The organism is Bacteroides sp. AF25-5LB, from assembly GCF_003602965.1.
Taxonomy (GTDB): Bacteria; Bacteroidota; Bacteroidia; order Bacteroidales; family Bacteroidaceae; genus Bacteroides; species Bacteroides uniformis.
The window spans coordinates 60,659-87,024 of sequence record NZ_QTMC01000018.1 but is presented as its reverse complement, the minus strand read 5'-3'; the positions used below and the strand labels follow the sequence as shown (position 1 = coordinate 87,024).

Below are 26,366 nucleotides of genomic sequence, written 5' to 3'. Positions count from 1 at the left end.
TATGGTCAATAGAAAGCATCTTTCGCAAAACGTGGCATTCGGCTTGTTCCGTCTGTTGAGCCTAAGTGTGGTGGGGATTCTTTTTGCAATCCTCGTCTTCATTATATATAAAGGTATAGGAGTTATCGATTGGGAGTTCCTCACTACGGCTCCTACCAACGGTATGACTGCCGGCGGAATCCTTCCTGCCATTGTAGGTACGTTCTGCTTGATGGCGGGCAGTGCTTTATTTGCCTTTCCGGTGGGAGTGATGAGCGGTATTTATATGAATGAGTATGTGCCGAAAGGCTGGGTGGTACGCTTCATACGGATGATGACGAATAATCTGAGCGGCATCCCTTCCATCGTGTTCGGTCTGTTTGGCATGGCGCTGTTTGTCAACTATATGGATTTTGGAGACAGCATTCTGGCAGGTTCGTTGACGCTGGGTCTGCTAAGTCTGCCTTTGGTTATCCGCACCACGGAAGAAGCGTTGAAAGCCATCCCCGACAGCATGCGCGAGGGAAGCCGCGCGTTGGGAGCTACCAAGCTTCAGACCATCTGGCATGTCATCCTGCCGATGGGGATGCCCAATATCATTACTGGACTGATTCTGGCGCTGGGGCGTGTTTCGGGCGAGACGGCACCCATCCTTTTCACCTGTGCCGCCTACTTCCTGCCACAGCTGCCTACAAGTATCTTCGACCAGTGCATGGCGCTTCCTTATCACCTCTACGTCATCTCTACCAGCGGCACCGATATGGAAGCGCAGCTTCCCATTGCTTATGGCACAGCATTGGTGCTGATACTGATTATCCTCCTGGTGAATCTGTTGGCAAACGCCCTGCGGAAATACTTTGAGAAGAAGATTAAGACGAATTGAAAACATATACAATAGGTATGAAGAACAAGATAGAAACCCGTGACGTGAACTTCTGGTATGGCGATTTCCATGCCCTGAAAGGCATCAGCATGGACATTGAGGAGAAGTCTGTGATAGCCTTCATCGGTCCCTCGGGCTGTGGAAAGTCTACCTTCCTGCGCCTGCTAAACCGCATGAATGATTTGATTCCCGACACCCGTCTGACCGGCGAGATACGCATTGACGGACAAGACATCTATGGAAAAGGAGTGCAAGTGGATGAACTCCGCAAGAACGTGGGCATGGTGTTCCAGCGCCCCAATCCTTTCCCAAAAAGCATCTTCGAGAACGTTGCCTACGGACTCCGTGTAAATGGCATCACCGATAACGCTTTCATCCGTCAGCGGGTGGAAGAAACCCTGAAAGGCGCCGCCCTTTGGGACGAGGTGAAGGACAAGCTGAAAGTCTCCGCCTACGCCCTCTCCGGCGGTCAGCAGCAACGTCTCTGCATAGCCCGTGCCATGGCGGTGTCTCCTTCGGTCCTGCTGATGGACGAGCCGGCATCCGCCCTCGACCCCATCTCCACTGCCAAGGTGGAAGAGCTTATCCACGAGTTGAAGAAGCAGTACACCATCGTCATCGTTACCCACAACATGCAGCAGGCAGCGCGTGTCAGTGATAATACGGCTTTCTTCTATATGGGGCGGATGGTGGAGTTTGGAGATACCCGGAAGATATTTACGAATCCCGACAAGGTGGAAACGCAGAACTACATCACGGGACGCTTCGGGTAGCGGATTGTTCCATACAAGCAAAAATAAGTTGTACAAAAGTAATCTTAAAATAGAAACATTATGGTGAAGTTTATCGAATCTGAACTCGTCTTGCTGAAAAAGGAAATAGACGAAATGTGGACCCTGGTATATAATCAGCTCGACCGTGCAGGTGATGCCGTGCTTACGCTGGACCGGGAGCTAGCTCAGCAGGTATTGGTGCGCGAACGTCGCGTCAATGCTTTCGAACTGAAAATAGACAGCGACGTGGAGGACATCATTGCCCTTTACAACCCCGTTGCCATCGACCTGCGCTTTGTGCTTGCCATGCTCAAAATCAATACGAACCTGGAGCGTCTGGGCGACTTTGCAGAGGGCATTGCCCGCTTTGCCCTCAACTGCCATGAACCGGCATTGGATACTGAGTTGGTCAAGCAACTCCGTCTTGAAGAGATGATAGCCCAGGTGCTCTCCATGCTCGAGCTTGCCAAGCAGGCACTTCAGGAGGAGAGCCAGGAATTGGCTACCGCTGTGTTTGCCAAGGACAATATGCTGGACGAAATCAATGCTGAGGCTACTGCCATTCTTGCCGACTACATCAGCCGGCATCCGGAGAGTGCACTCTCTTGTCTGAACCTGGTGAGCGTGTTCCGCAAGTTGGAGCGTTCCGGTGACCATATCACGAATATTGCCGAAGAAATAGTGTTCTTTATCGACGCAAAAGTGTTAAAACATAGCGGGCGGACAGATGAACACTACTTAAATGATAAGAAATAAACAAAATTTTAGGATAATTTCAGTGTTTCATGGAAAATAGCCTTATATTTGTCCATTGAAAACGATTGCAGGTGTAGAAAAGTGCTTTGAAATGATAATAAACTTAAATGTTTTTTTCAAAAAGATGTTATAAGACATGTTTTTTAATTTGGTTAGTATCACGAAAAGCGCCTATATTTGCATCGTTATCCTGAAAACAATCTTTTTACCTTAAAAAAAAACTAATACCTATTGAAAACTGAAAAAGGAGGCTTTGTGAAAAGCTTCCTTTTTTTGTACCTATACGAAGGGCTTTTTGTATCTTTGCGCATATTAATAATAAATCGTGTATAACCTAAAAGTATATAGAACCATGTTTTCCGGAATAGTAGAAGAATGTGCCACATTGGTGGCGATGGTCAAAGACCAGGAGAATGTACATTTTACTTTCAAGTGTTCATTCGTCAGTGAATTAAAAATAGACCAGAGTGTGTCTCACAATGGTGTTTGCCTGACGGTAGTCAGTCTGACAGATGATACCTATACCGTGACGGCCATGAAGGAAACGCTGGACCGTTCCAATCTTGGCTTGTTGCAGGTGGGAGATGAAGTGAATGTGGAGCGTAGTATGATGATGAACGGCCGGCTGGATGGCCATATCGTTCAAGGACATGTGGACCAGACTGCCACTTGCATCGATATAAAGGATGCGGAAGGAAGCTATTACTTTACTTTCCGGTATGCTTTTGACAAGGAGATGGCAAAGCGCGGCTACATCACGGTAGACAAAGGCTCGGTAACGGTCAATGGTGTCAGCCTGACCGTGTGCAATCCCACCGACGATACTTTCCAGGTGGCCATTATTCCTTACACCTTCGAGCATACCAATTTTCATGCTTTCAAAGTGGGCAGTGTGGTGAATTTGGAGTTCGATATCATTGGTAAGTACATCAGTCGTATGATACAATATAAATAAGGTAACGGCGCTATGAACGATTTCCTGCAATTAGTGGCATCCCGTCAGAGTGACCGTGCCTATGATATGACTCGTGCTGTGGAGCCCGAGAAGTTGGAACGGATATTGGCAGCGGCTTGTCTGGCTCCGTCCGCCTGCAATGCACAACCGTGGAAGTTCGTGGTAGTTACGGAACCGGAGCTGTCTGCCAAGGTGGGCAAGGCTGCTGCAGGATTGGGGATGAACAAGTTTGCCAAGGATGCTCCCGTTCATATTCTGGTGGTGGAGGAGTCCATGAATGCCACTTCCTTTCTGGGTGCAAAAATCAAGGGTAAGTATTTCCCATTGATTGATATTGGTATCGCTGCCGCACATATCACGTTGGCGGCAGAAAATGAAGGGCTGGGTTCCTGCATTTTGGGCTGGTTTGATGAGAAGGAGATAAAGAAACTTGTCGGTATCCCGGCCGGTAAACGCCTTTTGCTAGATATTACGATTGGCTATCCGGTGAAGGAAAAACGGAAGAAATCGCGGAAGCCAAAAGAGAAGACAGTATCTTATAATAAGTATTAGCATTAGCAGAAGAACACAGAGGTGCAGGGATTAAACCAATAGACGAGAAAAAATCTCTGTGCCTCCGTGTTTAAACCAAACTACAAATCCTTTAGCAGCACCTTGCTTGCATTCTTGTAGTATTCCTCCCGTGCCTTCAGCAATGCTCCCCATTGGCTGTTAAATTCATTTTCCTTATCAATTTTGAAGTCTTCTGAGCCGTGTGTGTCCAGCTTGTCCAGCAGGAGGGCCACATTCATCTTGTTGATGTCCATGGAAGGCTGGTAAGCGATGTCTTCACTTTTTTCATCGGTCACCACTTCATGCAGGAGGTTGATTTCTTGCAATTCATAAAGGGTTTCGTGTGTCAGCCGGATGGGAATCTGGCACTCTTCGGATATCTCCTCGGCTGTATAGGGTTGGGCGTCTTGTTCAAAACGCTTGGCTATGAGGGACATTATCAGGATGGAGATAAAGTCGCGGTAGCGACGGCTGATGTTGCGCGCATCCTTGTCGAAGCTGAAGTTCCGGATATTCTGTCCGGCGTAGGTCAATTCGGCACCGAACAGGCAGATAGTCCAAGATACCTGCAACCATAGCAGAAACATCGGGAGGGCGGCGAAACTACCATAGATGGCATTGTAACGGGAAACCCACAACTGGCTGCTGATGTAGAGGAACTGGAATGCCTGATGTGCCGTACCTGCCAGAATACCGGATATGAGTGCGTGTTTTAGTTTGACTTTTGTATTCGGCATAAAGACGTACAGTACTGTAAACATGAACCAGGTCAGTACGAAGGGGATGAGGCGTACCATAAACTTGCCGACGGGTGCCAGTAGGGTAAAGTCTTCGAGGTTCTTCACCATCGTACTCATGAAGATGGAAAGACCACCGGACACTACCAGCAGAATGGGCATCAACAGAAGCATGGAGAAGTAATCCGTTATTTTGCGGTACATGCTGCGCGCCTTTTTTACCTGCCAGATGCGGTTGAAGGTGACTTCCATATTATTGATTAGGTTCAGGACTGTCCACAGCAACATAATCAACCCGATGCCGATGAATATTCCACTTTTGGTTTGTGAGAGATATGAGTTTACGAACTGTAGAATAACCTCTGTGGTTTCTGTAGGACCTCCGAACCCGTTGATAACCTGACTTTCCATCAGATTGTCGAATCCGAAACCGCGTGCGATGGCAAACAATATAGCGAGAATCGGTACAATGGCAAGCAAGGTGCTGTAAGTCAGTGCCGAGGCTTTGTTTACTATCCGGTCTTTGGTGAAGCGGTTGACACAAAGGTAGATGGTCTTGATGATATTGTATACGGAAAAAGTGGTTCGCGTAACTTCATCTTCTGTAATACGCCAGATGTCGTAAGTAAGAAACTTCCAGAAGGCTGCAATACGTCTATTCATAAAATGTTAATTAGCGTAAGTTCAAAGAGTTATCTTTAACGGATTCTCAATGATCTCTGTTTATATGAAGTGCAAAATTATATAAAATTTCTGGAATAAACGAATAAAAAGGTAGAAATGGAGTGGAGGTTTTGTTTAAGAATATTCTTTTTATGTATTTTGCGGGAAAGAAAGTTTATTAGAGATAAAAAGACTGAAAATATGCGCAAAAAGAGAATTCTGGTAGTTTTGTTGGCTGTATTGTTAGCATGGGTGGGGAGTAATTTAGTTATAGGAGCCCTACTTATGAATGATTATCCCGAAAAGATATGGCTGCATCGATGTAATTCGATAGAAAAACTTTATGAGCAAGGTGACGAGTATCCTAACGTGGAAGTTGATGTCGTTTTTCGGAAAAACCGGAAGTTTGATGTGACGCATGATGTGGATACAAGTTTTAATCTGGTTCTGGAGCCTTATTTCTCTTATATGAATGAGACTGATGGTAAAATTTGGTTGGATATTAAGAACTTGAAGGCAGGCAACAAGACGGAAATACTCGCTGAATTGAATAAGTTGGTTGAAACTTATCGTATGGAGAAAGATGAGTTGATTATTGAAAGTTCCAATTGGGAAGCATTGAGGCTTTTTACAGAAAACGGATATTATACATCTTATTATGTAGCTTTTGATAAACCTAATGATTTGAGCGATAGGGAACTGGATGCTTGCATTGCTGAATTGCAGAAGATTGTTGATGGAGGTGCTGTTCGTGCATTGTCTTTTCCGGGCTGGTGGTATTCTGTCATAAAAGAGGAACTGAACCGTCCCATTGACTTGCTGACTTGGAGACACCGGACTACCCAACTTGCATTGTTGGCTTCACATAAGGGACGGCAGATGTTGAAAGACCCCCAACTGAAGGTCATACTGATTAAAGATAAAGGGGATTATCACAGATAGGAGAAAAGAAATAAAAAAGCAGTCGGTCTGTAAGCCGGGTTCTGTTCTTCTGTTCCTGAAAAAGTCTAATTAGGAATTATCCATTCTTCATTAAAAGAAGTGTCTGTCATTTATCTGAGCCGCATGTCACCATACAAGCTTTAGCGGTCTACCCTCCGACATGGAGCGAGCAACTCTCATAACGTCGGTTTACATGACCTTACAACTCCCAAGACGCACAGCCCTTGTGTCGCCACAAGACTGGTAGGCTCTTACCCCACCTTCTCACCCTTACCATAGCCCGAGGGCGACGGCGGTTATTTTCTTCTACGTTACTCTACCCTCACGGACAGCTTTCTGTTAGGAAGTGGGACGCTCTGTGTTGCCCGGACTTTCCTCATACGCACGAAGGCGCAAGCGACAGACCGACCAACTGCTTTTATAGGGGTACAAAGATACGGAATATTAATGAAGAATGAAGAATGAAGGATGAAGAATTTGTTGTGCAGTGTGCGGATGCAGTACGGATGAATCCTTCATTCTTCATTCTTTACCCTTAATTATCTTAAAAACATGTATCTATTTCGGAATAAATTCGTAGCTTTGCTATTAGTAATAACCCCCAAATCCTTTTGACCAATGAAAAAGTTATCCTCTCTTTTTCCTTTATTTCTGTTAATCCCGCTTTTTGCTGTCGCTTCGGAAGTGGGTGACCGTACCATCCCTGCAGAGGTGGCGCAACTCGCTGACAGTTTGAAACAAAAGTTTGCACCGGACAAGCGCGTAGCTTTGTTCGATGTAGATTACTCTTTCTCCGGAAAGAATGTGATGTTGCGTGGTGTCACCACTTCGGCAGAGGCAAAGACGGCTTTGCTGGATGGTTTGGCAAAGAAAGGATATGCGGTGATGGATTGTCTGCAAGTGCTTCCGGATGAGACCGGACTTGAAGGCAAGACGTATGGCATTGTCAATGTGTCTGTGTGCAATCTTCGGGTAGACCCGGATTTCTCTTCAGAAATGATGACGCAAGGCTTGATGGGGATGCCGGTGCGGGTGTTGCAGCGCGACGGCTGGTACCGTATCCAGACACCGGACAATTACATTGCATGGGTACACCGGGTAGGCATACATCCCGTCACGCGGGAAGAACTGGCCGCTTGGAACAATGCGGAGAAAATAGTGGTGACTTCGCATTACGGCTTTGTCTACTCACAGCCCAGCCAGGTATCGCAGACCGTCTCTGATGTTGCTGCCGGAAACCGCCTGAAGTGGGAGGGGACAAAAGGTGCCTTTTATAAGGTGGCTTATCCCGACGGCCGCCAGGGATATATCTCCAAATCCATCTCTATGCCTGAAAAAAAATGGCGGGCAGCCTTGAAGCAGGACGCAGCCAGCATTATAGCTACGGCGCATAGCATGATGGGCATCCCTTATCTTTGGGCTGGCACTTCCTCCAAAGGGGTGGATTGTAGCGGCTTCATGCGCACCGTTCTTTTCATGCACGACATCATCATTCCGCGGGATGCTTCCCAGCAGGCATACGTGGGCAAGCATATCGATATCGCTCCTGATTTCAGTAACCTCCAGCCGGGCGATTTGATTTTCTTCGGGCGTAAGGCGACGCCGGAACGCAAGGAACGTGTGGTACATGTCGGCATGTATATCGGCAACAAGCGTTTCATCCATTCGCAAGGCGATGTGCGCGTCAATAGCTTCAGCCCCGACGACGAGCTGTTCGATGAATACAATCTCGGTAGACTGTTGTTCGCTACGCGCGTGTTACCTTATATAAATAAGGAGGCGTCGCTCAATACAACGGAAACGAATCCATTTTATTCAATGTAATAATGTGCTAATGTGCCAATATGCCAATGACCTCGGCGTGACGGTGCAAACATGACGTAGTATATATAGTGCAGCCCATTGGCATATTAGTACATTAGCATATTGGCACATTTAATACACACACAATTATGTCAAACAGAAGAGATTTCCTGAAAACCGCCGCTTTTGCCGCACTCGGCTCAGGCATGGCAATCAATCATGTATTTGCCGGAGGAAATGACGCTCCTTCCTTGTTCAACGTGAACAGTAGGGCAGGTGTAACCCCAAAAATGAAACTGCGTTTCTTCCCCTATGAACTGAAATTGCGCCATGTCTTTACAGTGGCCACCTACTCGCGTACTACCACTCCCGACGTTCAGGTCGAGATAGAATATGATGGCATTATCGGTTATGGTGAAGCCTCCATGCCCCCGTACCTGCAACACGAACTAGGTACGATGGACAGTGTATTAGCTTTTTTGAAGAAGGTGCAGAATGTCATCGGCCAATTCTCAGACCCCTTTCAGCTGGAAGATATACTGGCTTATATAGACAGCCTCTCGGCAGGGGATTCCGCTGCTAAAACTGCTGTGGACATCGCCTTGCACGACCTTGTGGGCAAACTGTTGCAAGCCCCTTGGTATAAGATATGGGGGTTGGACAAGGAGAAGACTCCCTTTACAACTTTCACCATCGGTATTGATACGGCCGACGTGGTGCGTGAAAAGACGAAAGAGTGTGCCGACCGGTTCAATATCCTTAAAGTAAAGCTGGGGCGGGAGAACGACAAAGAAATGATAGAGACCATCCGTTCGGTGACGGACCTTCCGATTGCCATTGATGCCAACCAGGGCTGGAAAGACAAACATCATGCGCTCGATATGATACATTGGCTGCACGAAAAAGGAATTGTCATGATAGAGCAACCGATGCCCAAGGAACAATTGGACGATATCGCATGGGTCGCTCAGCAAAGCCCGTTACCCATATTTGCCGATGAGTCCATCCAGCGTCTGAAGGATGTGGCAGGCTTGAAGGGCGCCTTTACGGGCATCAACATCAAGCTGATGAAATGTACCGGCATGCGCGAAGCCTGGAAGATGGTGACTTTGGCACGTGCATTGGACATGAAAGTGATGGTAGGCTGTATGACCGAGACCTCTTGTGCCATTACCGCTGCCTCCCAATTCTCTCCGGCAGTGGACTTTGCTGACTTGGACGGTAGTCTGCTGATTGCGAACGACCGTTTCAAGGGTATGGAGGTTGTGAAAGGTAAGATAACGTTGCCCGAATTGCCGGGTATTGGAGTGGTGAAGTTATGAGAAAGCTATTGTATACCGTCGCTCTGTTTGTGATGGCTTCTGCATGCAGCACGAAGCCCGAGAGCAAGCCCTACAATTGGGAGGACGACCTGCACCAACGTCTGCTTACGGACTTCTGTATGACGGAATCCCAGGTGAAGGACTATATCCGCAAGTATATTCCCGACGTGACCGATGAGCAGATGCGCCAGTGGGAAGCCTCCAAAGCTTTGGAGTGCATGATGCTGGATGGAGAGAAACGCTATTTCCGTAATGCCGGACCTAATCTGTTTCGTGTGGACTCCACTTGCTATGACATCAAGATAGCCAAGGAAGGTACTTCGCCGAGTGGCAGCGAGAAAGTGAATATGGAGAACCTGCCCGAAATCATTTCTGCTGTGAAGAAGGAGGGCAAGGCCATTGTTGAGCCGAAGCGCATGCGCGTCACCTACACGTTGACCGTGGATACCAATGCCGTACCTGCCGGGAAAATCATCCGTTGCTGGTTGCCCTATCCCCGTCAGGACCAGGCCCGGCAGCAGGATGTCAAGTTCATTTCGGCCAGTGAACCGCAATACACCTTTTCGTCGCCCGAGTGCCGTCACAGTACATTGTACATGGAGAAACGTGCTGTCGAAGGCGAACCTACCGTATTCTCCGAAACCTTTGAGTTTACCGCCAACGGCGAATGGCATAATCTGAAGCCGGAAGACGTGCAGCCCTATGATACGACGACCGCTCTTTATAAGGAATATACTGCCGAGCGTGAGAAGCATATCGTCTTTTCCCCGCGCTTGCGCGAACTTGCTGCCAAATTGACAGCCGGTGAAACCAACCCCTACTTGAAAGCCAAACGTATCTTCCGTTGGGTGAATGACAACTTCCCGTGGGCTTCTGCACGCGAATATTCCACCATTGAGAATATCCCGGAATATGTGTTGGACAACCGTCACGGAGACTGTGGCCAAGTCAGCCTGCTGTTCATTACGCTTTGCCGCATCAGTGGAATTCCCGCACATTTCCAGAGCGGCTTCATGATGCATCCCCGTGCATGGAATCTGCACGATTGGGCAGAAGTCTATTTTGAGGGTGTGGGTTGGGTGCCTGTCGACCAGTCATTCGGCATTCCTGCCTTTGCCTGCAATGCCGACGAAGAATATTTCTTCCTGGGTGGTATCGACTCCTGGCGCATGATTGTGAACACTGATTACGGCATGCCGCTACAGCCCGAAAAGCAGTATCCCCGCAGCGAGACTGTCGACTTTCAGCGTGGCGAGGTGGAGTGGGAGGGAGGTAACCTCTACTTCCCACAGTGGGACTACCACATGGACATTGATTACTTGAATTATTAAGGTACTATCTGCCCTCTAAAAACAGATGCATCATCCGTTTCGGCCGCAACGGGTGATGCGTCTTTTTATGCTCTATCTGTCAGTTCTTTAACAGTCAGCAATCGTACATAAATGCTAATTTGTCAGTCTTTGCCGTTAACCGCTGTTAAGCCCTAAATATCCTCTGTTAAAAGAGAACAAAAAAGAGTGACAAGCGGAATAACTGAACGTTTTTTGTCGTTATTTTAACGTCGTAATGTTAAACGAAACTTGAATATTAACAATTTAAAGAATAGGAAGAATAGTATGAAACAGACAACAAAAAACATCCTTGGAGTTGCGGCTATCGTGCTCTTGAGCTCTGGAGTGGCTGGATTGACCACTTATAAGATGCTGAATAAGGAAAAGCCTGCCGCATTCAGCGAGTTGTTCCAACAGAACCCGAATAATCTGCTGCCGGCAGCTTTCCATGCAACGGATGCCCAGCCTGTGGATTTGACACAAGCAGCGGAGAGTTCGCTCCATGCTGTAGTGCATATACGTGCCACTCAGTTGAGTAAGACTCAGACGGTGCAAGAACAACCGGATATTTTTGACTTCTTCTTTGGAGACGGTCGTGGACGCCAGCGCCAGATACAGACCCAGCCGCGTGTAGGTTTCGGTTCGGGTGTCATCATCTCCAAAGACGGATATATTGTGACGAACAATCACGTGGTGGAAGGTGCTGATGAAATCACCGTGAAACTGAATGACGACCGTGAGCTGAAAGGACGCATCATCGGTACTGACCCTAGCACGGACTTGGCGCTGATTAAGATTGAAGGGGATGACTTCCCGACAATTCCGGTTGGTGACTCCGATCAGTTGAAGGTGGGGGAATGGGTGTTGGCAGTAGGTAATCCGTTCAACCTGAACTCTACCGTAACAGCCGGTATCGTCAGTGCAAAAGCCCGTTCCATTGGTTCTTCTGCCTCCAACGGACAAGCTGCAAACATCCAGTCTTTCATTCAGACGGATGCTGCCATCAACCAAGGTAACAGTGGCGGTGCATTGGTGAATGCCAAAGGCGAGTTGGTTGGTATCAATGCCATGCTTTACTCACCCACGGGTGCTTATTCCGGTTATGGTTTTGCCATCCCTACCAGCATTATGACAAAGGTGGTAGCCGACTTGAAACAGTTTGGTACCGTGCAGCGCGCGCTCCTTGGCATCAAGGGTAGTGATTTGAGCACAGACCTGCAGATGGACGAACGCTGGACTGAAGAGCTGAAGAAGAAGGCCGACGAACTTGGTGTGAAAGAGGGTATCTATGTGGCCGAAGTTGTTGAAGGTGGTTCCGCTGCCGGCGTCTTGAAGGAAAACGATGTAATCATAGCATTGAACGGCAAGAAGATTCACAAGTTCTCGGATTTGCAGGAAATGCTGGCAAAACACCGTCCGGGCGACAAAGTGAAGGTAACGGTGGTTCGTGACAAGAAGGAAAAGGAATTCGAAATCACGCTGAAGAATGAGCAAGGCACTACGAAGGTAGTGAAGGATGCCGGAATGGAAATCTTGGGTGCAGCCTTCAAGCCCGTATCTTCCGAGCTGAAGAAGCAGTTGAACCTGGGGTACGGTCTGGAAGTTACCGGGGTTACCAATGGTAAGATGGCCGATGCAGGTATTCGCAAGGGCTTCATCATTCTGAAAGCCAATGGAGTGCCGATGAAGACGGTAGACGATTTGGAAAAGGCGATGAAAGAGGCAAGAAAGTCTCCTGAGCAAGGTTTGTTCATCACCGGTATGTTCCCGTCAGGAAAACGTGCAATGTATGCCGTTGATTTGACTCAAGAATAAAAAATAAGGATAGTTAGGTAAGAAGATTGTAATATTAGCTAACAATAGCGAAAAGGGGGTGTCGGTACAATACATACCGGCATCCTTTTTGTTATATAGGATAAGATATAAATAAGGTGAAAAAGTTAGGATGAGATTATTGTAACAAAATAATTTGTCGTACCTTTGCAACCCAAATCTGTATTAGTAAGAATGAGACAACTTAAAATTACAAAAAGTATCACTAACAGAGAGAGCGCTTCTCTTGACAAGTATTTGCAGGAAATCGGTCGCGAAGACCTCATTACTGTTGAAGAGGAAGTGGAGCTCGCTCAGCGCATCCGCAAGGGTGACCGTGTTGCACTGGAGAAATTGACACGTGCCAATCTGCGTTTCGTTGTATCTGTGGCCAAGCAGTACCAAAACCAAGGTTTGAGTTTGCCCGACTTGATTAACGAGGGTAATTTAGGACTGATCAAGGCTGCCGAAAAGTTCGATGAAACACGTGGTTTCAAGTTCATCAGTTATGCAGTATGGTGGATACGTCAGTCCATTCTGCAGGCTTTGGCAGAGCAGTCGCGTATTGTACGTCTTCCGTTGAACCAGGTGGGTTCGCTGAATAAAATCAGCAAGGCCTTTTCCAAGTTCGAGCAGGAAAACGAACGTCGTCCGTCTCCCGAAGAGCTTGCCGATGAATTGGAAATCCCTGTTGACAAAATCTCTGATACGCTGAAGGTGTCAGGCCGTCATATCTCGGTAGACGCACCTTTCGTAGAGGGAGAGGACAACAGCTTGCTCGATGTGTTGGTCAACGATGACTCCCCTATGGCTGACCGCTCTTTGGTGAACGAGTCTCTTGCGAGGGAAATTGATAGAGCTCTTTCTACGTTAACCGATAGGGAAAAAGAAATCATACAGATGTTTTTCGGTATCGGACAGCAGGAAATGACATTAGAGGAAATCGGCGACAAATTCGGCTTGACCCGTGAGCGTGTGCGTCAGATTAAGGAAAAAGCAATCAGAAGATTAAGACAAAGTAATCGTAGTAAATTGCTCAAATCTTATTTGGGATAAATAAGAAATATCAGTTTCCGACAAATAGAAGGAATTAAAAACCGTACGTCTTTAGTAGGCGTGCGGTTTTTTTTATATCTTTGCCCCATTGATAATTCATAACTTATAACTCATAACTCAATGAAATACGTTCGTATACTTTGTGCCGTAGCTTTGGTTTTTGCGTTGTGTTCGGCTTTTACAATGAAAGATAAGGAAAAGGCTGTATATGCTTTTGGGGTGGCGGCTTCTTTCAATGACTCCATCGTATATTATACAGACATCCAGGTATTGGACAGCGTAGAGCTGGATAAGAATGGATTCTTGCCCAAGCGTGATTTATACACTTACCAGCTTAAGAACTATCTGGAGTACAACCTGAAGAAACCTGATTATACTTGCATGATTTATTTCGCTGAAAACAAGAAAAAGTTGGAAAAAGAGGCTGTAAAGGTAAAAGGCAAGTATAAAAAGAGTAAGAATATGGTTTTGCAGGTGGTGAAGCCTGAGGCTTTCACGTTTACAAAACCGCAGGAATAAGATTTCAAGTATGAAAACACAACTATATCTTCTTTTTTTCTTTGTTTTCCCCTTGTTCATGTCGGCGTGCCGTGGTGACGACCCGATACCTGATCCTCCGGTTGATGGGAAACGTACTGTGCTGGTATATATGGCAGCGGATAATAGTATAAATCCATTGGCTAGCTTTACGGATGGGGATTTGGAGGAATTGAAAGCTGGGATGGCTTCAATTGATAATACATCTGATATGCATTTATTGGTGTATATAGATACGGGATCTCCTCGTTTGATTGAAATTGAAAATAAAGGTGGTACTGTTGTTGAAACAATAGTCAAAGAATATGAAGATAGAAATTCGTGTGGAGTCGCTGAGACGCAGGAGGTATTCAATGATGTGTTTGGGAATTCTTTATATAAAGCGGAAAGTTATGGTTTGATTTATTGGTCGCATGGGGAAGGATGGATACCTACTCCATTGCCTTCTACTCGCTGGATAGGAAATGATAAGACTGGAGGAGGACATTATATGAATATTGAGGACTTGAAGTCAGTATTACAGAAGGCTCCTCATTTTGATTTTATTATGTTTGATGCTTGCTTTATGCAGTCGGTGGAAGTCGCGTATGAGTTGCGTGATTATTGCGATTACTATATTGGTTTCCCTGCTGAGAATCCAGGTCCTGGTGCTGCCTATGATAGAATGTTTCCATTTATATTTCAGAAAGGTGCAGCGGTAGAAATGGCTATTGGGACTTTTGCTGCTTATGATGAAATTTATACTGGAAAAATAGGGAGTAATAGCAATTGGACGATGGGCACTGCTATAGATGTGCTGAAATCTTCTGAGCTTGAGAACTTAGCTGCTGCTACAGCAAATGTTTTGTCGGGAGTGACAGCAGATAGAGAAGTTCTTCGGTCATCGGTCTTTAATTATGATCAGCGTAAAGTAGGATCGTCTTATTATGTAGGCTATTATGATTTCGTAGAAATGATGGAAAAACTCGTTGTGGATGAAGTTGCCTTGGATGAATGGAAGCAAGCATATGATGCAGCTTCTGTCTGTTGGAAAAAAACGCCAATGATTTATTCGATGTCTGTTGGTATGTTCTCCATAAAACGGGCAAATGGGGTTAGCCATTATATACCTTCCACTGCCACTTCTTCTGCTGCCCAAGCTGCTAATGCTGCTTATCGTTCTACTTCATGGTATAGTGCTGCCGGTCTTGCCCGACTTGGTTGGTAGCTTATAGAAAATTTGTATACAGAACGGATTATTATAGGTGTAACAACTTGTAATAATCCGTTTTTTTATGTCCGTTCTCATTAAAAATAAGTCTCTTAATGATATTTTCCTCTGGAAATTATGTTTTATCGAAAATAACTCTTTTCTTTGCATCGTCAAACTTAAAAAAACAAAGAATTATGAAATATGTAATCATTGGCGGTGTAGCGGGTGGAGCCACAGCAGCCGCCCGACTGAGAAGAGTGGACGAAATGGCTGAAATCCTCTTATTGGAGAAAGGCCCTTACATCTCGTATGCTAATTGTGGCTTACCTTATTATATAGGCGGAGTGATAGCAGAGCGTGAGAAGCTGCTGGTACAGACACCCGAATCTTTCGGCAAGCGCTTCCGCATTGATGTGCGTGTGCAGAATGAAGTAATCGCCATCCATCCCAAAAACAAGACTGTTACCATACGCAACGCGGAAGGCAAGGAGTACGACGAAAGCTATGACAAACTTTTGCTTTCTCCCGGTGCCAACCCTGTGAAGCCCCCCTTGGAAGGCATCAATTCCGAAGGCATCTTCACGTTGCGCAATGTAGAAGATACCGACCATATCAAGGCTTATATCTCAGACAAGCAGGTGAAGCGCGCCGTGGTGGTAGGTGCCGGTTTCATCGGATTGGAGATGGCAGAGAACCTGCATCATGCAGGTGTCCATGTGTTCGTAGTCGAAATGGGTAATCAGGTAATGGCGCCTATCGATTTCTCCATGGCGGCACCCATCCATCAGCATTTGTTACAGAAAGGCGTCTCCCTCTATCTGGAAGAAGGCGTGACCCATTTCAAGCGTACGGACAACGGAATCACTGTATTCCTGAAAAGCGGAAAGACCATTCCTGCCGATATGGTGTTGCTCTCCATCGGTGTGCGTCCTGCCACTGCATTGGCACAACAAGCTGGTTTGAAGTTGGGCGAGATGGGCGGTATCTGGGTAGACGAACACTTGGAGACTTCCGAAAAAGACATCTATGCCGTGGGCGATGCCATCGAATATCCTCATCCGCTGACCGGAAAGCCGTGGCTCAATTACCTGGCAAACCCTGCCAACCGCCAGGGACGTATCGTTGCCGATAATATGGTGTTTGGCAATACCGTCTCCTACGAAGGAGCTATCGGCACCTCCATTGCCAAAGTATTCGACATGACGGTAGCTTCTACGGGTCTTGCAGCCAAACGCTTGAAGCAGTGGGGCATGGAATACCAAAGCTCGGTGACGCACTCGGCATCTCACGCCGGTTACTATCCGGATGCCCTGCCTTTGACTTTGAAACTGACTTTCCATCCTAAAACCGGTAAACTCTATGGCGCGCAATGTATCGGTTACGAGGGGGTGGACAAGCGAATCGACCAGATTGCCGGACTCATCAAGCGGGGTGGCACAGTCTACGATTTGATGGAGACGGAGCATACGTATGCACCTCCTTTCTCCTCAGCCAAAGACCCCATCGCCATTGGCGGATATGTGGCATCGAATATTATTAGCGGTGCTATGCCCGTCATCTCTTGGCACGAGTTGGTGGAAGAGAAGGATAAAGTGATGCTGATAGATACCCGTACGCCCGAGGAGTTCTCTTTCGGCACCATTCCGGGAGCTGTCAATATTCCGTTGGATGAAATGCGTGAGCATTTGGCAGAGATACCTACGGACAAGCCGGTAGTGCTTTTCTGTGCTGTGGGTTTGCGTGGTTATCTGTCCCTGCGCATCCTGATGGGACGCGGTTATCGCAATGTGCGCAATCTGATAGGTGGTTATAAGACCTATTCCATGGCAACAGCGCCTCTGCCGTCTCCATCTGCTCCGGCAGGAGGTGACTCTTCTTCTGCTTCTTCGGCTGCCTCTGCTGACAACGACGATGTTCCTGCGGCGGCATCTGTCTCCAAAAAGGAACCGTTGAAGATAAACGCTTGCGGCTTGCAATGTCCGGGACCTATCATGCAGGTGAAGAAGGCGATGGATAGCATTGCTGTGGGCGAGCGTGTGGAGATTGTGGCTACCGATGCCGGTTTTGCCCGCGACGCCTCTGCCTGGTGCGATACAACGGGAAATAAATTGATAGAGAAGCATGACGAGAAAGGACGCTATACGGTAGTCATCGAAAAAGGCGCTCCGGCTTGTACATCCGCTTCCAACACTCCCGTAGCCGGGGGGAGGGGAAAGACGCTGATTCTGTTCAGTGACGACCTGGACAAAGCGCTGGCAACCTTCGTTTTGGCAAACGGAGCAGCGGCAACGGGACAGAAAGTAACCATTTTCTTCACCTTCTGGGGACTGAACGTCTTGAAGAAAGTGCAGAAACCCAGCGTGCAGAAAGATTTCTTCGGCAAGATGTTCGGCATGATGCTGCCGGCCAGTTCTTTGAAACTGAAGTTGTCGCAGATGAATATGTTTGGCATGGGCAGTCGCATGATGCGCTTCCTGATGAAGCGCAAGGGTGTGGATTCTCTGGAGTCGTTGCGCTCGCAAGCATTGGCGCAAGGAGTGGAATTCATCGCTTGCCAGATGTCTATGGATATGATGGGCATCCGGCACGAAGAACTTCTGGATGAAGTAACCATCGGTGGCGTGGCTACCTATATGGAACGTGCGGACAAAGCAAATGTGAACTTATTTATATAGGAGAAAAAGATATGGAGACTTTATGTAAAATTCGTGATATTTATCGGGCTATTGCCGAATTCGAGGTGCAGTTTACGCAGATGTACGATTTGTCACTGAATGAAGGAATGCTGTTGTGCACGCTGCTCAATACTCCTAAGCTTACCTCCAGTAAGATAGCTGAGGCACTGGGTTTGTCTGCCTCCAACACTTCAAAGGTCATTCGTTCCGTAGAGGAAAAGAAACTCATTACCCGTCTGATAGGTAAGGAAGATAAGCGTCAGATGCGTTTTTTTCTTACGACAGAAGGCAAGAACCGGATTTCGGATATCAAGAATGCTACTTTTGAATTGCCGGGGCTGTTGCAGCAGGTGGTCAGCCTCGTATAGCTTTGTATAAAAGCAAATAAATATCGTGTTTGCAGGAGGTTAATATCCTGCAAACACGATATTTATTTTTTGTATGACACGTTGTTAACTTCTTGCACGACATGTTGTTAGTATCGTGTATTGCACGCTATTAATTGTTTGTATCTGTTCATGTGTATTTCCATCTTTTATTACTGAGAAATTTACTAAGAATCCTTAATAATATTTTTTCGACAATTCTTAACTCTTAATCAATTCTTTTCTCTGTTTTAAATAACGAACTTGATTGGAAAAGCCATTCCAGATAGTATGGGGGGCATAGCTCCGTACGTATGGATATGGTGGGAGGATGGACGAACACTCTGCCTTACTCCTTGTTTACCTGTGAGAATGTGGTGAGTATTGCTATTGAGCTGAACGGGCAGCACCTTTACAAGTGTACATCAAACCTTGCGTAGAACACCGCATAGTGTTGCGCTCTATTGTACGCTGGCTGCCCGAGCATTTTAATTATTCATGATGATACGGCCCCCCATTTAGTATGTTCATTGCCCTGTAGAGTTGTTCCACAAAAATGAGGCGTACCATCTGATGGGAAAAGGTCATGCGTGAGAGGGACATCTTCTCGTGTGCCGCTTCGTATACTTTTTGAGAGAATCCGTAAGGGCCTCCGATAATAAATACCAGCCGTTTGTTTACGGTATTCATCTTGCGCTTCATATAGTCTGCAAACTCTATGGAGCGCATCTCTTTTCCACCTTCGTCCAGCAGTACGACCACATCTCCCGGCTGGAGAGCTTTCAGTATCAGTTCCCCTTCTTTTTCCTTCTGAACTTCCATAGAGAGGCTTTTGGTGTTTTTCAGTTCGGGGATGACTTCCATCTCGAATGAGAGATAGCGCTTGGTGCGTTGCACATAGTCGTTGATGGCTGTTATAAAGTGTTGTTCTACAGTCCGTCCTACGACGAGCAGAGTAGTTTTCATACTGGTTCTGTTTTGATTAGCGCACAAATTTAGCATTTTTTTATTGTATTTTGAGACAAATGCTTACCTTTGCCTATCATAAATACTTGTGAAAATGAAAAAACGGGTAGTCTTTTTGTTGACCGGTCTCTTCATTTGGACGTCTGTGCTGCTGGCCCAGAACGTTCCCGAGGGAGTGATTGGGGCCTTCAAGGAAGGAAGCTCTCAGGAACTCAACAAGTATCTGGGTGACAAGGTCGATTTAATCATTCAGAATAAGTCGACCCACGCCGACAAGCGGACGGCAGAGGGCACAATGGCTGCTTTCTTCTCCAACCACAAGGTTGGCAGTTTTAATGTGAACCATCAGGGGAAACGTGATGAGTCTGGTTTCGTCATTGGTACCTTGACGACCGCAAATGGAAACTTTCGGGTGAATTGTTTCTTCAGAAAAGTACAGAACAAATATGTTATACATCAAATAAGGATAGATAAAACAGATGAATAAGGAAGAAGAATTGATTGACAGGCTGATAGACCTGGCTTTCGCCGAAGATATAGGCGATGGAGACCATACAACCCTTTCATGCATTCCTGCTACGGCAATGGGCAAGTCCAAACTGCTGATAAAAGAACCGGGCATACTGGCCGGTATCGAGATAGCCAAGGAGGTGTTCCGTCGTTTCGACCCTACCATGAAGGTGGAAGTGTTTATTAATGACGGTACAGCCGTAAAGCCGGGTGATGTGGCCATGATTGTGGAAGGCAAGATACAGTCTTTGTTGCAAACGGAGCGTCTGATGCTGAACATCATGCAGCGCATGAGTGGCATTGCCACCATGACACATAAGTATGCCGAGCAATTGAAAGGTACGAATACCCGTGTACTCGATACCCGCAAGACTACTCCGGGCATGCGTATCCTCGAGAAAATGGCGGTGAAAATCGGTGGCGGTGTAAACCACCGTATCGGCTTGTTCGACATGATTTTGCTGAAAGACAACCATGTGGACTTTGCGGGAGGCATTGACAAGGCCATCAACCGTGCGAAGGAATATTGCAAGGAAAAAGGTAAGGACCTCAAGATAGAAATAGAAGTGCGCAACTTCGACGAATTGCAGCAAGTACTCGACCTGGGTGGCGTAGACCGTATCATGTTTGACAACTTCACCCCGGCAATGACAAAGAAAGCTGTGGAGATGGTAGGTGGCCGCTATGAAACGGAATCTTCCGGTGGCATCACGTTTGATACGCTCCGCGACTATGCCGAATGCGGTGTAGACTTTATTTCCGTAGGAGCTTTGACTCACTCTGTGAAAGGATTGGACATGAGCTTTAAAGCATGTTGATAAAGGCGGAAAGCATTATTGCAGAATAATAAGGAAAGCCTCTCATAAAGAATGCTGCATTACGGCAGATTTATGAGAGGCTTTCTATTGGTAACTAGCAAAGTAGTGGCTCTTGGAAAAACAGAAGGTGTATTGGGGTGAAACAGATGGTCTGTTTGGGACGGATAGATGATGCGTTTGGCTATAACGGATGATGTGTTTCATAGTAATGGATAATAGTGTAGGAAGATATGAAAAACATAACATGGAATAAAGTAAAAACAACTGTCAAAGATTGGCAAGTGGGAGACTACATCCGGCAGACTTCCATTGTGGTGATTGGCGTACTGATTACTTTTGTCGGTAGTGAGTTGGTTACTCAAAACTCCGAGAAAAAGGATATTCAAGCCACCATGTCGCTGATTAGGGATGAACTGAAAAGTAACCGGGAAAATTATAAGAGTATCGTTTCAGAGTTTAGAGAGGATGAACGTCTTTCCAGCTTATTGGTGGAGCATGACTTAAAGCATCGGACGATACCGGAAGATTCATTGATACAGTTCCGCTTTCTTATGGGGCATATCCGCAGTTTTTATTATAGTCAGAATGCATTGGATATACTTAAAAACTCCATGTTGATGCAGAAGATTTCAGATAAAGAGCTACTGTTGCAGTTGACCGGAATCTATGAGGTATTGGATGGATTTAAGGCAACTATGAATGGCTATTACGATATGAAGGACGAAATTATGGTTCCTTTCCATTTGGCATTGACTGACGAACAGACGGACCAGATAAATCGTGGAGGATATGAGGCGTGGGATATTTACTTGTCGGACAGGTCGGTACGGAACTTTGTCAGGGTAGCGCAGAACTATTTCACGCCGGACTATGTAGAACGTGTGGGAAAACGTATAGACGAGGCAATACAAGCGCTTGAAAAGAAGTATCATTTAGAATAAAAAGATATGGGAAAGATAAACTTTAATAGGCTGAACCATACGGTAAAAAGTTGGCACATAGGTGATTATTTCCGTCAGTTCAGTATTGTGGCTGCGGGTATCATTGTCACTTTCTGGGGAAGTGACCGGATTACCGAGAATGCCCGTCAAAAGGAAGTGCGTGCTACGATGCAGTTGGTAACGGAAGAGTTGGAATATAATAGGCAGGAGCTCCGTAATATAAAGCACTTGTTGGATATTGACATACACATGAGTCTGTTGTTGAGGGAACATGATATGGATGTATCCAAGATACCGACAGATACTCTGTGGAAGTATGGCAAGCTTTTCAATAATATGGATGAATTCTCTTATAGGACAGATGCGCTGGACGTGCTGAAAGGTTCTTCATTGATGCAGTATATACCGGACAAACGTATGTTGCAGGATGTATTGCAGACTTATTTTGAGTTGGGCAGGAAACAAAAGGATGTCAGTGATTACTATGCAACGAAAACAGATGCTCTTATGAGTGCTGCCATGTCCAGGGAGTTGGCGAATGTTTTTGACGGTGGCGACAGTCTTCGGGACCAGGCCTTGTTTCTTGTGCAGTATAAGAAATTTATCAATTACGTCAACATGGTTCCCGGTTTTCTGTATTGGCATGAATTTGATGAATTGGATGAGATGCTGGACAAGCAAATACAGGCTTTGAGAGCCAAATATAAATAATCTCCGTTCTTTAACTTCTTTTTAGAATTAATTCAGCAGCATTTTCCGCAATGCTGCGTCTAACTAACAAACGACGCGAAGAGGCGTCCGTAAAACGAGCACTGACATTGGAAAATGAGATAGAACTGATTGAGGGCTGCCGGGCAGGAAAGGATTCCGCCCGAAAGGAATTATACACCCTCTACTCCAAGCAGATGCTGGCGGTATGTTACCGCTATACGGGCGATGTCGATGCGGCCCATGACGTATTGCACGATGGCTTCATCAAAATTTTCACCCACTTCACCTTCCGTGGCGAATGTGCATTGGGTACCTGGGTGACAAGGGTAATGGTGACGCAGGCGATAGACTACCTGCGGAAACAGCAACGTTTCAGCCAACTGGTGGTGAATGAGGAACAATTGCCCGACATTCCGGATGAAGCGGGCATTGCCGAAACCGGAGGCCGTATTTCCGAAGAAATGCTGATGGCGTTCGTGGCGGAACTTCCCGATGGATGCCGTACTGTATTCAACTTATACGTCTTTGAGGAGAAATCGCACAAGGAAATAGCCGAAATCCTCCACATCAAAGAGCATTCGTCTACCTCGCAGTTGCATCGTGCCAAGTGTTTGTTAATAAAAAGAATTAAAGAATATACTGAATATGAGAGAAAATGATGAAATAACCGGTTTATTCCGCAGTCGTCTTGCCGGCGCAGAGATGACAGTGCGGGAGGACTTCTGGGAAGGGTTGCAACGTGACTTGCCGTCACCGGTTGCCGCAAAAGGCAGGAGGCAGCTTTTTCTTTCTCCGAGGTTTCACCGCGTAGCCGCAGCCGCCTCTGTTGTATTTGTACTGGGAGCTGCTTCTGCCGCTTTCTGGTATTTCTCTCCGAAAGAGGAAATCAAGGAGGCCTTTACACAAGTGGCGGCCATGACGCCGGAAGGTAACTTGAACGGGGATGTGGTGCAGGAAAGTTTTCCCTCTATCCATCAGGCCAACCCCATGGCACAAAAGCCCGGTACACAGCATCCCGCCAACGGCATTCCGGCAGGATTGACGGCGCAGGCCGATGAGGATGAATCCGTGTCTGTCCATGTTTCCATCCGGATTACCCAACGGGTGTACGGAAACCGGCAGCAGCCGGGAAACGGTTATTACAGTAACGGAACTCCGGCCGGAAACGGAAACTACCATTCAAATCCTGGCCATAAGGATGCTGATATAGATAGAATGCTGCCATCTTCTGAGGAAGAACCGGCAAAGTCTGTGGCTGTATCGCCATCCAAGCCCCGTAATTGGGCATTGAAAGCAGGCATCGGCATTTCCCTGCCGAAAGGGAATTTTCATATGCCGTTCACGGCCGGGGTAAGCGTGGAACGTCGTTTGAACAAGCATTTCTCCTTGGAAGCCGGTCTTCAGTATAATTGCTTGGATGGTGACCATACGTTGCATACGCTGGAAGTTCCGGTAAGGCTGAACATGATGCTGGCCAGTACGCCGAAAGTGGATTTCTATGCTATGGTAGGCGGAGCAGCCGAGAAATGCATTGCAGGTGCTCCGGACAATGATTTCGGCGCAGAGCCGGTACAGTTGTCGGTTGCTGCCGGAGTAGGGGTACGCTATAAAATGAACGACCGTTTTGCCTTGTTTGCAGAGCCGTCTGTATCCCATCATTTCGATACGGACTCGCAGACAAGAACCTTGCGTACGGAACGGCCCACCAATCTGAATCTGTTGTGCGGCGTGCGCATGACTTATTAATCTTAAATACCATACAAATATGAAGACTCTATACAATAAATTACATATATTCGGGCAGACTATGCTGCTCATATTCTTTACTCTTTCTGTTCTCTCTTTGGGCTCTTGCAGCAAAGAAACGTTGGACTACAACCATCCGGATGTAGACTTGTTTGTCAAGCAGTTGAAGGCTGGTAAATATTCTACCCAAAGTCCGGATGGATTGAGTAATATGCCCAAGTTCACTTCCGAAGATATAGAGGAATTGCTGAAGTATGCCGAGGACTTGACGGTTATTCCCTCTTTCCCCTTGGCTCCGGTATCCTATTCGGCAGGTGGTAAGTTGCGTTTGGGCGAATGCATCTTGTGGACGGTAGAGACTATCCGTCTCGGGAACAACGCTTCAATGGGATGCAAGATGGTGCATACGGATGCGGAGAATTATGAAGGTATTTACTTCCTTTCGGACGAAGAGGTGCTGGATGCCGCCTCGCGCTACCGCCGTTGGTGGGAAACCCGTAAGTATCCACGGACTATGTGGACGATTGATCCCTGCTATGACGAACCACTTTGTGGCAGTGGATATATGTGGTGGTGAAATGTTTTTAGGGATTAGGGATTAAGGATTAGGTATTAAGTAATCAAACTGTCAAGTGAAGAGATTTATACTTGTAATGGGGTTGCTCTGTGCAGTAGCCTTCCCTTTTTATGCCCAAAATTGGACTTCTCAAGACTCGTTGAGGCTGAACCGGTTGCTGAAGGGAGAAGGGGAGGTGAAGCTGAATCCGGAGGTATTGAAGGAACTTGAAATGAACAGTTCCTTAGGTACTCCGAAAGCGGTGACGGACAAGTCATGGATGGATTTTGATAATTCGCTGCCCGTCATACTGAAAGTGCCCGAGAAAAAGGTTGTGCTTACCCTACGCCCTTATACGGCCAATACTAAATATAATTGGGACCCCATTTACCAGAAAAAGATTAAGGTGGACAAAGATACTTGGCGGGGAGACGAATTTTATGCACTTAAGATTCTGATGATTCCTACGAACTGGGCTAAACATCCGTTTGATGCTGGTCCGCGTGAGACGGTGGAGCAGATTGAAGCAACCGGTTTGCGTTACCGGGTGACGGAGCGGGCCAATAATATGGCTGTGGGCGGTTGGCAGGGTACCAGTGGCGGTGGAATTTCCGGTTTAGACCTGATGGCGCCTTTTACCCGTGAGTTTTGGAATTTCAAAGGTCGCAAGCGCCGTGCCCGTACGCTGGAAGTATTGAAGGCGTATGGAGATTCGATAACTGTTTTGGAACAACAGTAATTTATCACTTTTTGTCAAATTTTGAACTTTCTTTCTCCCCTTCTTGTTTTCATTAGTAAACCTTTAAAAAAAGTAATAATGAACAGAGTGACTTCTCTATTCGGAATAAGATATCCGATAATTCAAGGTGGTATGGTGTGGTGTAGCGGCTGGAGACTTGCTGCTGCTGTAAGCAATGCGGGAGGGCTGGGCTTGCTCGGCGCAGGTTCGATGCATCCCGAAACGTTGCGGGAGCATATCAGGAAATGCCGTGAGGCTACGCATCATGCTTTTGGTGTGAACATTCCCTTGATGTATCCCCAGATAGAAGAGATAATGCAGATTGTGGCCGACGAGGGAGTGAAGATTGTATTTACATCTGCCGGCAGCCCGAAGAAATGGACCGGTTGGTTGCACGAGCGTGGCATCACGGTGGTGCATGTTGTTTCGTCCTCGCGTTTTGCCGTGAAGGCTGAAGAGGCGGGTGTTGATGCAATAGTTGCCGAAGGCTTCGAAGCCGGTGGGCATAATGGGAGGGAGGAGACTACCACTCTGTGCCTGATACCTGCTGTACGTGCAGTTACTACACTTCCGCTGATTGCCGCCGGTGGCATTGCAACGGGTGAGGCCATGTTGGCTGCCCGGGTGCTGGGTGCGGAAGGTGTGCAGATTGGTACACGCTTTGCCTTGACGGCAGAGAGTTCTGCAAGCGAGGTGTTCAAGGATTACTGCTTGCATTTGGAAGAAGGGGATACCCGTCTGCTTTTGAAGAAGTTGGCTCCGGTGCGTCTGGTGCGCAATAACTTTCGCAGCGCCGTAGAGGCTGCTGAGGCTGTGGGAGCTTCAGAGGAAGAACTTCGTATCCTTTTAGGGCGCGGCCGTGCCAAACGTGGTATTTTTGAGGGTGACTTGGAAGAAGGGGAACTGGAAATAGGGCAGGTATCTGCCTTGCTGCATGGAAAGGGAGTGCAGTCTGTGGCGTCGGTCATGCAAGAGTTGGTGGAGGAGAGCAGAAGGGCGTGGGAGAGAATGCAGGAATTGGATCTCTGACTATTCCCGTCTTCTGG

General features: G+C 46.9%; 26 protein-coding genes and 1 other RNA gene. 24 read left to right on the top strand and 3 right to left on the bottom strand.

The genetic code is table 11. From position 1 onward, the window contains the following. Position 1: 1 nt before the first annotated feature. From pstA to DWY57_RS17225, 5 genes are all read left to right on the top strand, one after another. A complete protein-coding gene (gene pstA, locus DWY57_RS17245; RefSeq protein WP_119962140.1) occupies positions 2-862 on the top strand; it encodes a phosphate ABC transporter permease PstA in 861 nt (286 codons plus the stop codon). A gap of 17 nt (positions 863-879) precedes the next feature. Then, positions 880-1,635 carry a phosphate ABC transporter ATP-binding protein PstB gene (gene pstB / locus DWY57_RS17240; RefSeq protein ID WP_055288615.1) on the top strand — a complete coding sequence of 252 codons (756 nt, stop codon included), beginning with the start codon at positions 880-882 and terminating at the stop codon, positions 1,633-1,635. Between the two features lie 60 nt (positions 1,636-1,695). Next, positions 1,696-2,391: a phosphate signaling complex protein PhoU gene (gene phoU / locus DWY57_RS17235; RefSeq protein ID WP_035448804.1), complete on the top strand. Its 696-nt coding sequence runs from the start codon at positions 1,696-1,698 to the stop codon at positions 2,389-2,391. Positions 2,392-2,743: 352 nt separating this feature from the next. Beyond that, positions 2,744-3,346 carry a riboflavin synthase gene (locus DWY57_RS17230; RefSeq protein ID WP_005832292.1) on the top strand — a complete coding sequence of 201 codons (603 nt, stop codon included), beginning with the start codon at positions 2,744-2,746 and terminating at the stop codon, positions 3,344-3,346. A 12-nt stretch (positions 3,347-3,358) separates the two neighbouring features. Then, entirely contained in the window at positions 3,359-3,898 is a 540-nt protein-coding gene (locus DWY57_RS17225; protein WP_117965842.1) for a nitroreductase family protein, read from the top strand. A gap of 80 nt (positions 3,899-3,978) precedes the next feature. Here DWY57_RS17225 and DWY57_RS17220 read toward each other — a convergent pair whose 3' ends face one another. Beyond that, complete coding sequence (locus tag DWY57_RS17220; RefSeq protein ID WP_117965840.1) at positions 3,979-5,298, bottom strand: YihY/virulence factor BrkB family protein; 1,320 nt, start codon at positions 5,296-5,298, stop codon at positions 3,979-3,981. Positions 5,299-5,499: 201 nt separating this feature from the next. On the opposite strand from DWY57_RS17220, the gene DWY57_RS17215 reads away from it, so the two are divergent. Beyond that, a complete protein-coding gene (locus tag DWY57_RS17215) occupies positions 5,500-6,240 on the top strand; it encodes a hypothetical protein (RefSeq protein ID WP_226791193.1) in 741 nt (246 codons plus the stop codon). Between the two features lie 14 nt (positions 6,241-6,254). Here the strand turns inward: DWY57_RS17215 and rnpB are convergent. Further along, positions 6,255-6,656: RNase P RNA component class A (rnpB, locus tag DWY57_RS17210), an RNA gene on the bottom strand. A gap of 202 nt (positions 6,657-6,858) precedes the next feature. On the opposite strand from rnpB, the gene DWY57_RS17205 reads away from it, so the two are divergent. The 9 genes from DWY57_RS17205 (at position 6,859) to DWY57_RS17165 (ending at position 18,336) form a co-directional block, all read left to right on the top strand. After that, positions 6,859-8,064, top strand: a complete 1,206-nt coding sequence (locus DWY57_RS17205) for an NlpC/P60 family protein (RefSeq protein WP_117965837.1) — start codon at positions 6,859-6,861, stop codon at positions 8,062-8,064. A gap of 128 nt (positions 8,065-8,192) precedes the next feature. Next, positions 8,193-9,365: a dipeptide epimerase gene (locus DWY57_RS17200; protein ID WP_117965834.1), complete on the top strand. Its 1,173-nt coding sequence runs from the start codon at positions 8,193-8,195 to the stop codon at positions 9,363-9,365. Continuing rightward, positions 9,362-10,696: a transglutaminase domain-containing protein gene (locus tag DWY57_RS17195; protein ID WP_117965831.1), complete on the top strand. Its 1,335-nt coding sequence runs from the start codon at positions 9,362-9,364 to the stop codon at positions 10,694-10,696. Before DWY57_RS17200 ends, DWY57_RS17195 begins: the two co-directional genes overlap by 4 nt. Positions 10,697-10,981: 285 nt before the next feature. Beyond that, on the top strand, positions 10,982-12,511 hold the full coding sequence (locus DWY57_RS17190) for a Do family serine endopeptidase (protein WP_035458138.1): 1,530 nt from the start codon (positions 10,982-10,984) through the stop codon (positions 12,509-12,511). 192 nt (positions 12,512-12,703) lie between these two features. Further along, on the top strand, positions 12,704-13,564 hold the full coding sequence (locus DWY57_RS17185; protein WP_002561589.1) for an RNA polymerase sigma factor RpoD/SigA: 861 nt from the start codon (positions 12,704-12,706) through the stop codon (positions 13,562-13,564). Positions 13,565-13,684: 120 nt separating this feature from the next. After that, on the top strand, positions 13,685-14,083 hold the full coding sequence (locus DWY57_RS17180) for a hypothetical protein (RefSeq protein WP_117601278.1): 399 nt from the start codon (positions 13,685-13,687) through the stop codon (positions 14,081-14,083). A 10-nt stretch (positions 14,084-14,093) separates the two neighbouring features. Further along, the gene (locus DWY57_RS17175) at positions 14,094-15,308 is read left to right on the top strand and encodes a clostripain-related cysteine peptidase (RefSeq protein ID WP_117601277.1); all 1,215 of its coding nucleotides are present in this window, start codon (positions 14,094-14,096) and stop codon (positions 15,306-15,308) included. Positions 15,309-15,487: 179 nt separating this feature from the next. After that, on the top strand, positions 15,488-17,968 hold the full coding sequence (locus DWY57_RS17170; RefSeq protein WP_119962139.1) for an FAD-dependent oxidoreductase: 2,481 nt from the start codon (positions 15,488-15,490) through the stop codon (positions 17,966-17,968). An 11-nt stretch (positions 17,969-17,979) separates the two neighbouring features. Continuing rightward, entirely contained in the window at positions 17,980-18,336 is a 357-nt protein-coding gene (locus DWY57_RS17165) for a MarR family transcriptional regulator (protein WP_117601275.1), read from the top strand. Positions 18,337-18,825: 489 nt separating this feature from the next. On the opposite strand, the gene rlmH is transcribed toward DWY57_RS17165, so the two are convergent. Next, the gene (rlmH, locus tag DWY57_RS17160) at positions 18,826-19,299 is read right to left on the bottom strand and encodes a 23S rRNA (pseudouridine(1915)-N(3))-methyltransferase RlmH (protein ID WP_117601274.1); all 474 of its coding nucleotides are present in this window, start codon (positions 19,297-19,299) and stop codon (positions 18,826-18,828) included. A gap of 94 nt (positions 19,300-19,393) precedes the next feature. Here rlmH and DWY57_RS17155 point away from each other — a divergent pair, with 94 nt between their 5' ends. From DWY57_RS17155 to DWY57_RS17115, 9 genes are all read left to right on the top strand, one after another. Beyond that, the gene (locus tag DWY57_RS17155; RefSeq protein ID WP_119962138.1) at positions 19,394-19,786 is read left to right on the top strand and encodes a DUF4783 domain-containing protein; all 393 of its coding nucleotides are present in this window, start codon (positions 19,394-19,396) and stop codon (positions 19,784-19,786) included. After that, on the top strand, positions 19,779-20,627 hold the full coding sequence (gene nadC, locus DWY57_RS17150; RefSeq protein WP_117866338.1) for a carboxylating nicotinate-nucleotide diphosphorylase: 849 nt from the start codon (positions 19,779-19,781) through the stop codon (positions 20,625-20,627). The genes DWY57_RS17155 and nadC overlap by 8 nt, the downstream gene beginning before the upstream one ends. Positions 20,628-20,857: 230 nt before the next feature. After that, entirely contained in the window at positions 20,858-21,568 is a 711-nt protein-coding gene (locus DWY57_RS17145; protein WP_117965814.1) for a hypothetical protein, read from the top strand. A 6-nt stretch (positions 21,569-21,574) separates the two neighbouring features. After that, on the top strand, positions 21,575-22,279 hold the full coding sequence (locus DWY57_RS17140; protein ID WP_119962137.1) for a hypothetical protein: 705 nt from the start codon (positions 21,575-21,577) through the stop codon (positions 22,277-22,279). A gap of 50 nt (positions 22,280-22,329) precedes the next feature. Further along, positions 22,330-22,938, top strand: a complete 609-nt coding sequence (locus DWY57_RS17135) for a sigma-70 family RNA polymerase sigma factor (RefSeq protein WP_117601269.1) — start codon at positions 22,330-22,332, stop codon at positions 22,936-22,938. Further along, positions 22,925-24,025: an outer membrane beta-barrel protein gene (locus DWY57_RS17130; RefSeq protein ID WP_117601268.1), complete on the top strand. Its 1,101-nt coding sequence runs from the start codon at positions 22,925-22,927 to the stop codon at positions 24,023-24,025. Before DWY57_RS17135 ends, DWY57_RS17130 begins: the two co-directional genes overlap by 14 nt. A gap of 19 nt (positions 24,026-24,044) precedes the next feature. Next, positions 24,045-24,602, top strand: coding sequence for a DUF4943 family protein (locus tag DWY57_RS17125; RefSeq protein WP_117601267.1), 558 nt, complete (start codon positions 24,045-24,047; stop codon positions 24,600-24,602). Positions 24,603-24,657: 55 nt separating this feature from the next. Next, entirely contained in the window at positions 24,658-25,320 is a 663-nt protein-coding gene (locus tag DWY57_RS17120) for a DUF4858 domain-containing protein (RefSeq protein WP_119962136.1), read from the top strand. Positions 25,321-25,398: 78 nt separating this feature from the next. Then, complete coding sequence (locus DWY57_RS17115; protein ID WP_117601265.1) at positions 25,399-26,349, top strand: nitronate monooxygenase; 951 nt, start codon at positions 25,399-25,401, stop codon at positions 26,347-26,349. Positions 26,350-26,366: the final 17 nt, after the last annotated feature.

What these genes read in the sequence shown, in the direction of transcription:
- pstA (WP_119962140.1), top strand. Translation starts at nt 2, where the DNA reads ATGGTCAATAGAAAGCATCTTTCGCAAAACGTGGCATTCGGCTTGTTC.
- pstB (WP_055288615.1), top strand. Translation starts at nt 880, where the DNA reads ATGAAGAACAAGATAGAAACCCGTGACGTGAACTTCTGGTATGGCGAT.
- phoU (WP_035448804.1), top strand. Translation starts at nt 1,696, where the DNA reads ATGGTGAAGTTTATCGAATCTGAACTCGTCTTGCTGAAAAAGGAAATA.
- DWY57_RS17230 (WP_005832292.1), top strand. Translation starts at nt 2,744, where the DNA reads ATGTTTTCCGGAATAGTAGAAGAATGTGCCACATTGGTGGCGATGGTC.
- DWY57_RS17225 (WP_117965842.1), top strand. Translation starts at nt 3,359, where the DNA reads ATGAACGATTTCCTGCAATTAGTGGCATCCCGTCAGAGTGACCGTGCC.
- DWY57_RS17220 (WP_117965840.1), bottom strand. Translation starts at nt 5,298, where the DNA reads ATGAATAGACGTATTGCAGCCTTCTGGAAGTTTCTTACTTACGACATC.
- DWY57_RS17215 (WP_226791193.1), top strand. Translation starts at nt 5,500, where the DNA reads ATGCGCAAAAAGAGAATTCTGGTAGTTTTGTTGGCTGTATTGTTAGCA.
- DWY57_RS17205 (WP_117965837.1), top strand. Translation starts at nt 6,859, where the DNA reads ATGAAAAAGTTATCCTCTCTTTTTCCTTTATTTCTGTTAATCCCGCTT.
- DWY57_RS17200 (WP_117965834.1), top strand. Translation starts at nt 8,193, where the DNA reads ATGTCAAACAGAAGAGATTTCCTGAAAACCGCCGCTTTTGCCGCACTC.
- DWY57_RS17195 (WP_117965831.1), top strand. Translation starts at nt 9,362, where the DNA reads ATGAGAAAGCTATTGTATACCGTCGCTCTGTTTGTGATGGCTTCTGCA.
- DWY57_RS17190 (WP_035458138.1), top strand. Translation starts at nt 10,982, where the DNA reads ATGAAACAGACAACAAAAAACATCCTTGGAGTTGCGGCTATCGTGCTC.
- DWY57_RS17185 (WP_002561589.1), top strand. Translation starts at nt 12,704, where the DNA reads ATGAGACAACTTAAAATTACAAAAAGTATCACTAACAGAGAGAGCGCT.
- DWY57_RS17180 (WP_117601278.1), top strand. Translation starts at nt 13,685, where the DNA reads ATGAAATACGTTCGTATACTTTGTGCCGTAGCTTTGGTTTTTGCGTTG.
- DWY57_RS17175 (WP_117601277.1), top strand. Translation starts at nt 14,094, where the DNA reads ATGAAAACACAACTATATCTTCTTTTTTTCTTTGTTTTCCCCTTGTTC.
- DWY57_RS17170 (WP_119962139.1), top strand. Translation starts at nt 15,488, where the DNA reads ATGAAATATGTAATCATTGGCGGTGTAGCGGGTGGAGCCACAGCAGCC.
- DWY57_RS17165 (WP_117601275.1), top strand. Translation starts at nt 17,980, where the DNA reads ATGGAGACTTTATGTAAAATTCGTGATATTTATCGGGCTATTGCCGAA.
- rlmH (WP_117601274.1), bottom strand. Translation starts at nt 19,299, where the DNA reads ATGAAAACTACTCTGCTCGTCGTAGGACGGACTGTAGAACAACACTTT.
- DWY57_RS17155 (WP_119962138.1), top strand. Translation starts at nt 19,394, where the DNA reads ATGAAAAAACGGGTAGTCTTTTTGTTGACCGGTCTCTTCATTTGGACG.
- nadC (WP_117866338.1), top strand. Translation starts at nt 19,779, where the DNA reads ATGAATAAGGAAGAAGAATTGATTGACAGGCTGATAGACCTGGCTTTC.
- DWY57_RS17145 (WP_117965814.1), top strand. Translation starts at nt 20,858, where the DNA reads ATGAAAAACATAACATGGAATAAAGTAAAAACAACTGTCAAAGATTGG.
- DWY57_RS17140 (WP_119962137.1), top strand. Translation starts at nt 21,575, where the DNA reads ATGGGAAAGATAAACTTTAATAGGCTGAACCATACGGTAAAAAGTTGG.
- DWY57_RS17135 (WP_117601269.1), top strand. Translation starts at nt 22,330, where the DNA reads ATGCTGCGTCTAACTAACAAACGACGCGAAGAGGCGTCCGTAAAACGA.
- DWY57_RS17130 (WP_117601268.1), top strand. Translation starts at nt 22,925, where the DNA reads ATGAGAGAAAATGATGAAATAACCGGTTTATTCCGCAGTCGTCTTGCC.
- DWY57_RS17125 (WP_117601267.1), top strand. Translation starts at nt 24,045, where the DNA reads ATGAAGACTCTATACAATAAATTACATATATTCGGGCAGACTATGCTG.
- DWY57_RS17115 (WP_117601265.1), top strand. Translation starts at nt 25,399, where the DNA reads ATGAACAGAGTGACTTCTCTATTCGGAATAAGATATCCGATAATTCAA.